The sequence below is a fragment of the Thermogemmatispora onikobensis genome (genome assembly GCF_001748285.1).
Lineage (GTDB): Bacteria > Chloroflexota > Ktedonobacteria > Ktedonobacterales > Ktedonobacteraceae > Thermogemmatispora > Thermogemmatispora onikobensis.
On record NZ_BDGT01000031.1, the window covers coordinates 39,608 to 52,304 of the forward strand.

Annotated in this window: 11 protein-coding genes; 7 read left to right on the top strand and 4 right to left on the bottom strand. The window is 65.5% G+C overall.

Features of this window, described 5'->3' with window-relative positions:
- Nucleotides 1-17 precede the first annotated feature (17 nt).
- Genes BGC09_RS14170 through BGC09_RS14185 form a run of 4 tightly spaced genes read left to right on the top strand, consistent with a single transcriptional unit; the run spans nucleotide 18 to nucleotide 3,543 of the window.
- Complete coding sequence (locus BGC09_RS14170; RefSeq protein ID WP_069804642.1) at nucleotides 18-1,127, top strand: branched-chain amino acid ABC transporter permease; 1,110 nt, start codon at nucleotides 18-20, stop codon at nucleotides 1,125-1,127.
- Nucleotides 1,124-1,981: an ABC transporter ATP-binding protein gene (locus tag BGC09_RS14175; RefSeq protein WP_069804643.1), complete on the top strand. Its 858-nt coding sequence runs from the start codon at nucleotides 1,124-1,126 to the stop codon at nucleotides 1,979-1,981. Before BGC09_RS14170 ends, BGC09_RS14175 begins: the two co-directional genes overlap by 4 nt.
- Nucleotides 1,968-2,765: an ABC transporter ATP-binding protein gene (locus tag BGC09_RS14180; protein WP_069804644.1), complete on the top strand. Its 798-nt coding sequence runs from the start codon at nucleotides 1,968-1,970 to the stop codon at nucleotides 2,763-2,765. The genes BGC09_RS14175 and BGC09_RS14180 overlap by 14 nt, the downstream gene beginning before the upstream one ends.
- A 7-nt stretch (nucleotides 2,766-2,772) precedes the next feature.
- The gene (locus BGC09_RS14185) at nucleotides 2,773-3,543 is read left to right on the top strand and encodes a 3-hydroxybutyrate dehydrogenase (protein WP_069804645.1); all 771 of its coding nucleotides are present in this window, start codon (nucleotides 2,773-2,775) and stop codon (nucleotides 3,541-3,543) included.
- A 70-nt stretch (nucleotides 3,544-3,613) separates the two neighbouring features.
- Here the strand turns inward: BGC09_RS14185 and BGC09_RS14190 are convergent, their stop codons facing one another.
- Complete coding sequence (locus tag BGC09_RS14190; protein ID WP_218104056.1) at nucleotides 3,614-4,441, bottom strand: TetR/AcrR family transcriptional regulator; 828 nt, start codon at nucleotides 4,439-4,441, stop codon at nucleotides 3,614-3,616.
- Between the two features lie 400 nt (nucleotides 4,442-4,841).
- Here BGC09_RS14190 and BGC09_RS14200 point away from each other — a divergent pair, with 400 nt between their 5' ends.
- The 3 genes from BGC09_RS14200 (at nucleotide 4,842) to BGC09_RS14220 (ending at nucleotide 9,321) form a co-directional block, all read left to right on the top strand.
- Nucleotides 4,842-6,380: an acyl-CoA synthetase gene (locus BGC09_RS14200; protein ID WP_069804647.1), complete on the top strand. Its 1,539-nt coding sequence runs from the start codon at nucleotides 4,842-4,844 to the stop codon at nucleotides 6,378-6,380.
- Between the two features lie 643 nt (nucleotides 6,381-7,023).
- Nucleotides 7,024-8,106 carry a class I SAM-dependent methyltransferase gene (locus BGC09_RS14215; RefSeq protein ID WP_069804650.1) on the top strand — a complete coding sequence of 361 codons (1,083 nt, stop codon included), beginning with the start codon at nucleotides 7,024-7,026 and terminating at the stop codon, nucleotides 8,104-8,106.
- 207 nt (nucleotides 8,107-8,313) lie between these two features.
- A complete protein-coding gene (locus tag BGC09_RS14220; protein ID WP_069804651.1) occupies nucleotides 8,314-9,321 on the top strand; it encodes a sugar-binding transcriptional regulator in 1,008 nt (335 codons plus the stop codon).
- 145 nt (nucleotides 9,322-9,466) lie between these two features.
- On the opposite strand, the gene BGC09_RS14225 is transcribed toward BGC09_RS14220, so the two are convergent.
- The 3 genes from BGC09_RS14225 to BGC09_RS14235 form a co-directional block, all read right to left on the bottom strand.
- The gene (locus BGC09_RS14225) at nucleotides 9,467-9,751 is read right to left on the bottom strand and encodes an HPr family phosphocarrier protein (RefSeq protein WP_052890245.1); all 285 of its coding nucleotides are present in this window, start codon (nucleotides 9,749-9,751) and stop codon (nucleotides 9,467-9,469) included.
- A gap of 263 nt (nucleotides 9,752-10,014) precedes the next feature.
- Nucleotides 10,015-11,574 (bottom strand): dihydrolipoamide acetyltransferase family protein, encoded by a 1,560-nt coding sequence (locus BGC09_RS14230; RefSeq protein WP_069804652.1) that lies wholly within the window; start codon nucleotides 11,572-11,574, stop codon nucleotides 10,015-10,017.
- 66 nt (nucleotides 11,575-11,640) lie between these two features.
- A complete protein-coding gene (locus BGC09_RS14235) occupies nucleotides 11,641-12,621 on the bottom strand; it encodes an alpha-ketoacid dehydrogenase subunit beta (protein ID WP_069804670.1) in 981 nt (326 codons plus the stop codon).
- Nucleotides 12,622-12,697 lie beyond the last annotated feature (76 nt).

The following is a 12,697-nucleotide window of genomic DNA, read 5'->3' on the forward strand; positions in this document are numbered from 1 at the left end:
GATGGAGGTGAGTGGCTATGAAACGGATGGTCTTGCCGCTCAAGAGAGGCCGGGTCGGGCAGCCCTCCCCCAGCGAAGCGCTGTCTCTGGCTGCGAGCGAACGGTCAGACAGGGCGCCAGGGAGAGCGCGCCTCGGCTGGCCGCGAGCGACGGCGTCGCTCCTGGCGCTCATCGCCCTGGTCATGCTGCCATCGCTCTTCGACCTGCTCTTTGGCGACAGCGCCGAGTTCCAGCTGCACCGTGTCACGTTGATCCTGATCCTGGCGATCGCCGCCCTGGCCCAGAACCTGCTTACCGGCTATGCTGCCCAGCCATCGCTGGGTAACGCTGCCTTCTTCGGCGTCAGCGCCTATCTACTGGCCTGGCTGAATGGCGACCTGCAGCAGCCCTACTGGCTGGCGGTGCTGGTTGCTCTCCTGGCCTGTGCCCTCCTTGGCCTGATCGTCGGCGGCCCGGCCCTCAGCGTCTCGGGGGCCCATCTGGCCATCGCCACCCTGGGCCTGGTTGTCTTGACCGGTTCACTGCTGACGCTGTGGGATACCAGTGCGGGTCGCCAGAGCTACGAGCTGACGGCCCTGCCCGAGGCCCTGGGCGACGATCGCGTCCTCTATTATCTGGTGCTGGTTCTGACAGCGCTCATCTTCTTTTGTGCCTTCCACCTGCTGCGCTCGCGCATCGGGCGGGCCTGGATCGCTCTGCGCGACAGCGAGGTGGCGGCGGCGGCCTGTGGCGTGGCCCTGACGCGCTACAAGCTGTTAGCCTTTGTGGTCAGCGCGGTGCTGACCGGGCTGGCGGGCGTGCTCTATGCGACCTGGGGCACGACGGCCACGGCCAGTATGTCGAGCGTTGACCAGACCATCGCCTTTTTGACGATGATCGTCGTCGGCGGGGCCGGCTCCCTGTCCGGCTCCCTACTGGGGGCGCTCTTTGTGGGCCTTGTGCCGCTGCTCTTAGGCGAGCTACCTGATCCGCTGACGCTGGGGCCGCTGCAGCTCCCAATTGCCACACTGACCACGGGCATCTACGGCGTGCTGCTGCTGCTCGCCTTGATTTTCTTCCCCGGCGGCCTGAGCGCAGTCTTTAGCCGAGGCGGGCGCCTGGCTCAGGGAGAGGGAGGAAAGCCATGAGTGCTGAGTGGCAGACAGCTGCACAGGAGGTGCGCCAGCGCAGGCCCTTGCTGGAGGTGCAGGGGCTGACCGTGCGCTTTGGCGGCCTGGTAGCGGTGGCCGATCTTGATCTGCGTGTCGAGGAGGGCGAAATCTTTGCCCTGGTCGGCCCGAATGGGGCTGGCAAGACGACGGTTCTCAATTGCATCAGTGGCTTCGTCAGGCCGAGCAGCGGCAGCATTCGCCTGGCCGGGCAGGATCTACTCGCCCTGGGCGCGGAGCGCCGGGCAGCCCTCGGAATCGGGCGGACCTTTCAAAATGGACAGCTGTTCAGCAGCATGACGGTCCTGGAAAATCTACTGGTGGGGCGCCATAGCCGGCTGCGTGCTGGTCTCTTCCAGAGCCTGCTTCCCATTGGCCCGGCCAGGCGCGAAGAGACAGCCGCGCGTCAGCGGGCAAGGGAGGTCCTGACCTGGCTCGGGCTGGAGAGCTACGCCGATCGCCTGGTGGCCACGCTGCCGGCGGGCCTGCAAAAGCTGATTGGAGTAGCGCGGGCCCTGGCCGGAGAGCCACGCCTGCTCTTGCTGGATGAGCCGGCGGCGGGGGTCCCTCTGCGCGAAGTGGCGGCCCTGGCCGAGCAGCTGCGACGCTGGAATGCGGAGCTGGGTCTGACCCTGCTGCTGATTGAGCACAACATGGAGGTGGTCCAGGCGGTAGCGCAGCGCGTCTGTGTCCTCAACTACGGGCGCAAGCTGGCCGAAGGCGAGCCGGCGACGGTGCTGCGCGAGCCTGCCGTCCTGGAAGCCTACCTCGGGCGCGAGGAGGAGATCGGCGCTCGTGAGGAATGGGAGGTGAGCGACCATGCTGCGGGTTGAGAATTTACGCGCCGGCTATGGGCCGCTGGAGATTCTTCATGGTGTCTCGCTGGAGGTCCCCACGGGGAGCCTGGTGGCCCTACTGGGGGCCAATGGGGCCGGGAAGACAACCCTGATGCGCACACTGCTGGGCCTGTTGCCGGCGCGGAGCGGGCGCATCCTGTTCGCTGGCCAGGAGGTACAGCGTGCCAGCGTTGAGCGGCGGGTGCGCCTGGGGTTGGGACTGGTGCCCGAGGGACGAGAGTTGTTTCCATCCTTGAGTGTGCGCGAGAATCTGCTCATGGGGGCCTTCACGCGCCGCGGGCGTGCGGCCATCGAGGCTGATATCGAGCGTGTTCTGACCTGCTTTCCGCGCCTCAAGGAGCGGTTGGCTCTGCCAGCAGCCAGCTTGAGTGGTGGCGAGAGCCAGATGCTGGCCATCGGACGAGCCTTGATGAGCCGGCCTCGTCTGCTGCTCATCGACGAGCTGTCCCAGGGCCTGGCGCCGGCCATCGTCGAAAGCGTGCTCGCCGTGTTGGCGCGCCTCAACCGCGACGAGGGGCTGACCATTCTGCTGGTCGAGCAGAATGCGCGCAAGGCGCTCAAGGTAGCCAGTTTGGCCTACGTGCTCCAGAGCGGCAGCATCGTCCTGCAGGGCCGGCCAGCTGACCTGGCAGCCAGCCCGGCTATACAGCATCTCTATCTGGGCGGCGAGGCGAAGGCCGAAGGGCCAGACGAGAAAAGCCTTGACGCGCGCTCCCTGGTGCGCGGGGGCCTGAACAACGAAGCAAGAGGAGAGGAGTGAGCAAGCAATGGAAGGTTTGACAGGCAAGGTGGCGCTGGTCACGGGCGCCGCCTCGGGTATTGGCTTGGCCATTGCGCGTGATCTGGCAGGGCATGGGGTGCGCGTGACGCTGTGCGATGTCAACGCCGCCCAGGGGGAGAAGGTGGCGGCGACCCTACCACAGGCGCGCTTTGTGGCGGCGGACCTGACGCACGAGGCCGACATTGAACGTCTCGTCGCCACAACGCTGGACGCTGAGGGGCGCATCGATATTCTGGTCAATAATGCTGGCTTCCAGCATGTGGCGCCGCTGGAGCAGTTCCCGGTCGAGAAGTGGCGTCAGATGATCGATCTGATGTTGACAGCTCCCTTTCTGCTGACACGGGCCGTGCTGCCCGGCATGTATGAACGTGGTTGGGGACGCATTGTCAATATCGCTTCGGTACATGCCTTGCGAGCGTCGGCGCTGAAGGCGGCCTATGTCAGCGCCAAGCATGGCCTGCTGGGACTGACGCGCGTGACGGCCCTGGAGGGGGCGCCCCACGGCGTTACCTGCAATGCTGTCTGCCCTTCGTACGTGCGCACGCCGCTGGTCGAGGGCCAGATTCCGGCCCTGGCCCGCCAGCATGGGATTGCCGAGGAGCGCGTGGTGGCAGAGGTGATGACGGCGCGCAGCGCCATTCGCCGCCTGCTGGAGCCGGAGGAAGTGGCTCAGTTGGTGAGCTATCTCTGTAGCGAGGCGGCGGCGGGTATCACGGGCAGCGCTCAGGTGATCGACTGCGGCTGGACGGCGCAGTAGTCCAGCCGGGGAGAGGACGGGCGAAGACCGCGAGGACCAGGCCGGGCCGGATTGGGCGGGCCGCAGTCAGTCAGGGCTGCGGCTCCAACGTCCTGGCCTCCGACCCTGGCTCTGCCGAGGGCGACGTGGGGGCCAGACCGTGGGTGATGAAGTCCATGAGCGTTGCAAAGACCTGGGGAGGCAGCACCTGCTCTGCGCTCTGCTCGCTCTCGGGCTGGCTCTGATGGGCTGCAGCACGTGCAGCACTCGCCTCGCTCGCAGCGGCGGACTCTGGCGCACTCGTCAACTGGGGCCAGACGATCCAGCGCAGGGCGAGGAAGTGGCCGATGCCCATGAGGGCGTAGGCCAGCGTCTCCGGGTCCATTGAACGGATCTGGCCGGCCTCCATCGCGGCACGCAGGCCGCGCGCATAGCCCCGGCTGATGCTTTGGTAGTATTCTTGCGCCGCTTCGGGGGCGACACGCTCAGCTTCTTCGACGATGCGGTAGACGCTGCGATGAGCGGCAGCAAAGCGGAAGAAGGCGATGAACCCCTGCCGCTCGGTCTCCAGACGGTTGGTCAGACCGGCGGTGGCCGCCGCCGAGGCTTCGCGCAGGCGCCGCCCCAGATCTTTGACCAGCTCAACAAAGATCTCGCGCTTGGTACGGAAATAGATGTAGAAAGTGCCCTGAGCGACACCGGCGCGCCGCGTGATCTCTGAGATGCTGGCCTCGTAGTATCCCAGCTCGCCAAAGACCGCTTCGGCGGCCTCCAGGATGCGTTGGCGCGTGATCTCACCGCGCGAGAGGCTGGGTGTACTCGCACTCTCTTTCTCTCTGGTTGGCTGCGTCGACCCTGCTTTGCTGGGGGCGGCGCGCTCGTTCTCCAAGGCGTTCGGCTGGGCTGCTTCGTCCATCATGTGCTGTTGCCTATTCCTCCTCATGCTCCTTCTGATAGTGCCGGACTTCACGGTGGCCTCGCAATGCGATGATGATGGTCTGGCGATGCTCTTATGGTCACACAAGTGGGTACTTCGTGTCCAGTACCTGCTCTTGCCCCTGGCTGGCACTCCGTCACTCTGCCGCTTCCTTGCTGGAGGGCAAAAGCGGACTGCGATGGCGGCGGACTCCCCGAGCGAGGGGCAAGGGGCCTGGCTGGCACTCTCCCAGCTTGATTTTCGGCCCGACCTCGGGTACAGTTAGCGATATGATAGATGATTCACATATCATATTTTAGCATAACGGCCAAGAACCTGGGTAGCTGAGTTGCGGCTTGCGCTGCTGCGAGCTGCGAGAGTTTCCTCTGTGAGGAGGTCCTGGATGGAGAAGACCTTTCTTGGTCTGGGCGAATGGTTGGAGCGCCGTGCCCAGCTGACGCCCGAGAAGATCGGCCTGATCGATGTCGAGAGTGGGGCGCGGCTGAGCTATCGCGTTTTGAACGAGCGGGCCCGGGCCCTGGCGACGCTGCTGAGCGAGGGCTACGGCGTTGGCCCGGGCGAGCGCGTGGCGGTGCTGGCCCACAATGCGCCCGAGTATCTGGATGCCCTCTTCGCCGTGGCCCTGCTCGGGGCCATTCTGGTGCCGCTCAACTGGCGCCTGACGATTCCTGAGCTGCTGACGATAGTGCGCGACTGTGAGCCGTGTCTGCTCATGCACGACGAGGAGCACAGCCAGCGGGCCAGCGAGCTGCTGGCGGCGCTGTCACCTGTAGGCGTGGTGCCGCGCCTGCTCTCCTTTGCGGCCTTTCCCGGGGACGATCGGCGGCTGGCCGCGCTGGCGCGTCCTTTCGCAAGTGCCGACGGTGAGGAGCCGGTGCTGATCCTCTATACCTCTGGCACCACGGGCGTGCCCAAAGGAGCCTTGCTTTCGCACCGCATGATCACCTGGAATGCTATTAATACGCAAATCAGTTGGGGGCTGCGCGACGACGATATCACGCCGACCTTTGCTCCGTTCTTTCATGCTGGCGGCCTGAATGTGCTGACGACGCCGCTCTACCATTGTGGCGGCACGGTGGTGCTGCTGCGCTCCTCTGATCCGGCGCTGATTTTGCGCACCATTGAGGCCGAACGTTGCACGGTAGTTTTTGCCGTGCCGACCGTTTTTCAACTGATGCTGGAGCATCCGGCTTTTGCTACAACAGACCTGTCATCGCTGCGCTTCTGCGTGACGGGCGGCTCTTCTTGTCCACTGCCGGTGATTCGCGGCTATGGGGAGCGCGGCGTATTGCTACGCCAGGGCTATGGCCTGACCGAGGTCGGGGTCAATTGTTTCAGCCTGGCGCCCGAGGATGCGCTGCGCAAGGCTGGCTCGGTGGGGCGTCCGGTCTTCCATTCGCGGGCGCGCCTGGTCGACGAACACGATCGAGATGTGGCGCCTGGCGAGGTGGGCGAGCTGGTGCTGGCGGGGCCACATGTCTGCTCGGGCTACTGGCGGCGTCCGGTGGAGACAGCGGAGGCCGCACGCGGCGGTTGGTGGCATACTGGCGATCTGGCGCGCTGCGATGAAGATGGCTACTACTACATTGTGGGGCGCAAGAAGGACCTCTTTATCTCGGGTGGAGAGAATGTCTATCCCGCCGAGGTGGAGGCGGTGCTGCTTGCCCATCCGGGGGTGGCCGAGGCGGCGGTGATCGGCAGGCCCGACCCGCGCTGGGGTGAGGTTGGGCTGGCGATCGTCGTGCCGCGTGTGCCGGGCAGCCTGCGCCCTGAAGAGCTGCTGGCTTTCTGTGGCGAGCGTCTGGCCCGCTACAAGATCCCCAAAGGGATCGTCTTTGCCGAGGCCCTGCCGCGCAATGCGATGGGCAAGGTTCTTAAGGCGGAACTGCGGGCGCGCTATGTGCGGGAAGAGACGCCGTGATGCTCCCACCGGGTGCCCTGGACCTGCTCGCTTGTCCGACTGGCGGACAGGTCTGCAGCCAGCCTCGCCCAGGCTAAAGCGGGGCTGTGTCAGGATGTGGCTGGCGGGGTAGGCGCCGACTCCGGCTGTCGGCCCCAGGCAGGCGGTCAGCACGTTCCAGAGGCCGCAAAAATCTGCCTGCTGCCTGTCAGCGATGGCCTGCTGGTAGAGCCGGGGCGGCTCGGCCTCGCTGGCCAGTCCCAGCTTGAGGTAGAAGGGGGGCCCAGCTCCAGGGCCATAACGGCCTCCTGGAGGAAGCGCTCGTGGGCCGGCGCGCCGTAGGACCAATCGAGGGCACTGGCTCGCTTGACCGCTCGTGCGCTCAGGTCGATGCCTACCACCTTGACCGAGGGAAAGACGGCGGCGACCTCGATGGCCTAGCCGCTGGGATCGCAGGCCAGGTCGAGCACGCGCCCCCCGTCCGGCAAGGTCAGTTGCAAGGGAGTGGTATGGCTGGAACGGATGGAGGAGAATCAAGGGCGTGGTTATGTTGGCGAGGCTGGAGCGAATGGGCGAGCAGCATGGGTACCCCAGGTGGGGACGGCGGTGCTATAATAGCAAAGGACTTATCCCGTGAGATGCGCGCAGAAAGGAGGCACTGGACGTGAATGAGCCTGCAGCGAGCGGCGAGCAGCGGCGTCGCGTCCCGGTGCCGGTTCGTGAGCGAGCCTTGCGCGTCGGCGACCTGATCGTCATCGACGGTCATCGTACCCGGCGTCAGGCGGTGGCTGAGCGCTTGCAGGTGGGCGGCTACCGGCTACAGCACACGGCCCATTTTCTCATGGCGGAGCGAGCGGAGGAGCCGCGGCGCCTGCTGGTGCACTTTTTCGCTCCCCAGGAACTGGATGCCGATCTTGGCGCCTGGTTTCTCGAAGAGCTGCGACCCGCTGGCTGGCTGGCGACCTCTGCCGACCTGGCCCATCTCTTCGCGGGCGTCATTGGCTCCTGTACCCCGCGTGACCCTGCTCTGGCCTGGCGGCGCTATGGCGAAAACACCCTCTGGCGCTACCGTCATCTTCTGCAGAGCGCTCAGCCGCAGGCGCCGCTGCCCCAGCTCCGGCCAGACTCGCCTGTCGCCGTCTTCTCCAGCCTCTACCGTCGCGTCGTTGCCCTCATCAGGCGAGAGCGCGCCACTGCTGCCGGCGCCCTGCTCGATGCTGGCTGCTCCTTCGGCTTCCTCCCCCTGCTGCTCGCCGAAGCTTCTCCTGAATTGAGGGAGATTGTCGGCCTCGATCTGCGTCCTGACGCCTTTCTTGTGGCTCGTCAGCTGGCCGCTGAACGTGGCTGGCAGCAGGTGCGTTTTGTGCAGGCTGATCTGCGCAGCGCCGACCAGGTCGCGGCTCTTGGCCAGTTCGACACCGTCGTGGCTCTGCACGTGCTGGAGCACTTCGGCCCCCAGGAAGGTGAGCAGGTTCTGAGCAACCTGCTGGCGGCCACCAGGCGCCTCCTGGTGATCGCCGTCCCCTATGAAGAGCAGCCTGAGCCGGTCTATGGGCATCTGCGGGTCTTCTCGCCGGCCACCCTTGAGGAGCTGGGGAGACGCTGCCTGGAGCACTGGGGAGAGCAAGGAGGATGCTACTGGTGCGAAGAATGCGCCGGCGGCCTGCTCGTTGTCGAGCGTGGCCAGAACGGTGCGATATCGGCGAGCGCGGCGCGAGCCACACCAGGCACAACGACAGAGGCGTGAAGCTCCAGCAGCATAGCTATCAGGCGCGGGTCGTGTCCGCACTGCCTGGCCTGAGCTGGGCTATGCGGCAGAGACCGACGCTGTTGACAAGGGGAGCGCTGGCCTTTTACAATATTTCTCAAGGTTGCACGTTGGTGCAAAGGTCGGCGTTTGTGCCGAAACGGGCGTGCGAACGATCTCTGTTGCTCAGGGAAAGGGCACAACAGTATGACTCAGGAAAGTGACGACATTTATCTCCTGACCGAAGTGGCCAGCCTCTACTACGAGGAGAACTACACGCAGGAGCAGATTGCCAAAATGATCGGCATCTCGCGCTCTGGCGTTTCTCGCCTGCTGAGCCGCTCACGGGAGCTGGGTCTGGTCGACATTCACGTCCATCAGGTGCTGCGCACCTCTGCCGCTCTGCAAGAGGATCTGGTAGCGCGCTTTAGGCTACAGGATGCGCAGGTGCTTGAGGCGGCGGAAGCGGAAGGGGTAGCGCTGGACCGTGTGGGGGCGTTGGCGGCGCGCTACGTTGACCGACGCATCCAGGAATCGCACGCAGAGGGGAAGCGGCCCATTCGCACGGTCGGCATTTCGTGGGGGACCTCGATGCTGGAGATGCTCAAAGCCCTGCGTCCCCGGCGGCGCCTGCCGCTCAATGTGATCCAACTTATGGGCAGCGTCGACACCTCCAGCCGGCCCGACATCGATGGACCGGAGATCGCGCGTCGCCTGGCGGACGCCTATGGTGGACGCTGCTATTACCTGCACGCGCCCCTGTTAGTGGCCGATGCCACGGTGCGCGAAGGGCTGCTCAAGGAGCGCAGCCTGCGTCGCTCGTTCCAGATGATGGAGCAGATGGACATGGCGCTGGTGGGCATCGGAGGCGCACGCCCGGAGGCCTCTGGTCTCTTTCGTGCTGGCTACCTGGATGAGGAGGAGCTGCAGGTCATTCGCAGTCAGGGTGCTGTCGGCGATATCTGCGGCTGCTACTTTGATATCGAGGGCTGCCTCTGCGCCCAGGAACTGCTCTGTCGCACGGTGACCGTCTCGTTTGAGACGTTGCGCAAAGTGCCGCTGGTCATCGCCGTAGCGGCGGGTGCGGCCAAAAAGGAAGCCATGTTTGGGGCCTTGCGGACCGGCGTCGTCAAAGTGCTGATCACCGACGAACCGGGGGCCCGTGCCCTGCTGCAGCTGGCTGCTAGCCAGGAGCTGGCTCAGCTCCCCGGCTAAGCCAGCTAGCCCGGCCCGGCATCTTTCTGTGGAGAGAGAGGTACGGGGACGGGGTAGTACCGTCAAGCGCAGCGAGCAGATGCCAGACCCGCGCTGTGCCCGGCCTGCCGTCCCCCTCTCTGCCTGCAGTCTTACCTGGCCTGCCTTACGAAGAGGGCGGCAAGGCTTCCTCGGCAAAGTCGCGCTCGATCAGATCGACCAGGGCGGCGACGGCCTGCTGCTCGTCTTCGCCTTCGGCGGTGATCTCCACCTCGGTATTCTTCCCCACGGCCAGCGTCAGAATCAAGACCAGGCTCTTGGCGTTGACGCTCTTGCCTTTGCTGCTGATAGTGATCTTGCTCTTGAACTGATTGGCCAGCCTGACGAATTGCGCTGCAGGGCGGGCGTGCAGGCCAACCTCATTGCGCACAATGGTTTTTGCTTGCTGCATGCACCTGTCTCCTTCAGTCGGTGGTGGAGCACTCTGCTCCAGAGGACAGTGTACCATCTCCGTGGCTCCCTGTCGCCTCTCTGGCTCCGGTTCCCGGACAACGAGAGACAGGCGCCGCGGACACCGGTGTGGACCATGCACCCTCCCGGCTGATAGGTAATGACCCGGCAGCGGTGCCCGCTCCTGTTGTCGGACGGGGGATGTAGCCAGATGGTACCTCTGCCCGTGCGCTTCCTCGTAGGAAGAATTGCCGCGCCTGCATCTTAGAGCAGTAAGTAGGGATTTTCCAGCAGCTGCTTGAAGCGCTGCAGGAAGCGGCTGCCGCTGGCCCCATCGAGGACGCGGTGATCGGCGGAGAGCGAGACCTTCATCACGGGGCGGATCTCCAGGCGGGCCGTCTGCTCTGCGGCGCCGCTCAGGCCCTCGTCGACGACCACGCTGCGCCGTGTCACCTTGCCTACAGCAAGAATGGCGCTCTGGCCCGGGGGAATGATGGCGTGGAAGGTATCGATCCCGTACATGCCCAGGTTCGAGATAGTGAAGGTGGCCCCGCTGAGGTCGTCGGGCGAAAGTCTGCCGGAGCGCGCCCCCTCGACCAAACGGCGCAGGGTACGCGCCAGGTCAGGCAGACTCTGGCGGTCGGCATGACGAATGACCGGCGTCAGGAGAGACTGGCCGGTATCGACGGCCACGCCGATGTGAATGGCGTGCCAGCGACGGATGACCTCCTTGCCTCGTCCACGGCTATCATCGAGGGTGGCATTGACCTCGGGAGAGGCGCGCAGAGCAGCGGCCACCGCGCGAATGATGATGGCCGTCAGGGAAGGGACCTCTTCGCGCTGGGCTGCGAGGCTGGCGGCCAGGCGCTGGCGACAGCGTTCCGCCTCGCTCATATCGATCTCCAGATCAAGATAGATATGGGGCATGGTGGTGACGCTGGTCAGCATGCGCTGTCCGATGAGGCGCCGTGCTGGCGAGAGTGGGATGACCTCGGCCTCCTCGCTCTCCTCTGCAGGGGTCACAGGCGTGGGCGCTGCAGGAGCCTGTGACCGGGACTGGGCCACTGCCGCACTGGCCGTGGCGCCATCGACCGGGGTGCTTTGAACCGTCTCCTGCTGCTGGCGGAGCGCCAGGGCTGTCTCGACATCGGCGCGCGTCACCTTCTCGCCTCTCTTCTGCTCGGCCAGGGCCGCCAGGTCTACCTGATGCTCGCGAGCCATCTTGCGCGCCAGCGGCGTGGCCCGTACCTCTGGGCCTGCCTGCTGAGCCGGCTGGGTGGCCATGAAGGCCAGGATATCGGCGCGTGTCAGCGGAGGCTCGAAGCCAGCCGCTACCACGGCGCGCAGATCAACAGCCTGCGACGCCGCCTCACGCTTGGCGGCGGGCGTACTGGCGATGCGCGTTTCTTCCGTGGGCGCCTCTGCCGGGCTGGACGGGGCTGAGACTGCGGTTGAGGAAGGAACCTCGGCGGCAGGAGAGGAGAGAGAAGGATGCTCCTGGCGATGGGCGGAGGCCACAGCCGCAGTGGCAGCCGAGCTAGCAGCAGCGGCAGCAGCAGCCGGATCGCGCCCCTCCGCCAGCAAGAGAGCCAGCGGGGCGCCCACCTCCAGTGTCTCCTCCTCGCCGGCCAGAATCTTCAGGAGCTGACCCGTACAGGGGGCCTCGACCTCCAGAGCGACCTTATCGGTCATCACCTCGACCAATGGCTCCCCTTTCTCAAAGCGCGCCCCCTCGCTGAGAAGCCAGCGCACCACCGTGCCTTCGGTCATCGTCATGCCCAGCTTGGGCATTGTCAGCGTACGTTGCTCATGCTGCGTCTGCATCGCGCCGTCACCTCTGCCTTGTCTGCTTAGCTGGATTACCTGGGACTGCCCGGCGGCTGAGCCAGCTCACAGCGGCCTCCGCTGCAACAGGCGTCTGGCGGCCTGATAAATATCCTCTTCCTGGGGCGTGGCCCGTCGTTCGAGAGTTCGGTTGTAGGGAATGGGCGTCTCGGCCCCGCCCAGGCGCAGGATCGGAGCATCGAGATAGTAGAAGGCCTCGCTAGAGGCAATGCGGGCCGCGATCTCACCGCCGAAGCCGCCGGTCAGCACGGCCTCATGGACGATCAGCACCCGCCCGGTCTTGCGCGCCGAAGCGATCAGGGTCTCCTCGTCGAGCGGGCGCAGCGTGCGGGGATCAACCACCTCGGCCTCGATACCCTCTTCGGCCAGGCGTGCGGCCACGGCCAGGGCGCGCGGCACCATAATCGAGAGGGCGATAATCGTCAGGTCCTTGCCGGGACGCTTGACTTCGGCCTGCCCGATAGGGATCGTCCATTCACCACGAGGCACGGGCCCCTTATAGCGATAGAGCAGCTTGTGTTCGAGGAAGATCACCGGATTGGGGTCGCGGATGGCCGAGAGCAGCAGCCCCTTGACGTCGGCAGGTGTTGAAGGGAGGACCACCTTCAGACCGGGCACATGGGCAAACCAGGCTTCCAGGCTCTGCGAGTGCTGGGCCGCTGCGCCGGTGCCGGAGCCGAGCGGGGCGCGGAAGACCACCGGTACCTGGGCCTTGCCGCCGAACATAAAGCGCAGCTTGGCCCCCTGGTTGACGATCTGGTCCATGCCGATGGCCATGAAGTCGCTGAACTGGAATTCGGCCACTGGGCGCATACCGGTGAGGGCGGCCCCGATGGCGCAACCCGCCAGGGCTGCCTCCGAGATCGGCGTATCGCGCACGCGCTCCTCGCCAAACTCATCGATGAGGCCATAGGTCACGCCGAAGGCCCCCCCATAGATGCCGATGTCCTCGCCCATCAGGAAGACACGCGGATCACGCCGCATCTCCTCCCGCAGGGCCTCGCGAATGGCCTCGGCGTAGGTCATCTCCTGAACCTGGCTCTGAGCCGCCTCTGCCTGCTGAGGCGTGCCGGCGGCGACGGTTGTCGGGAGAGAAGAAGGA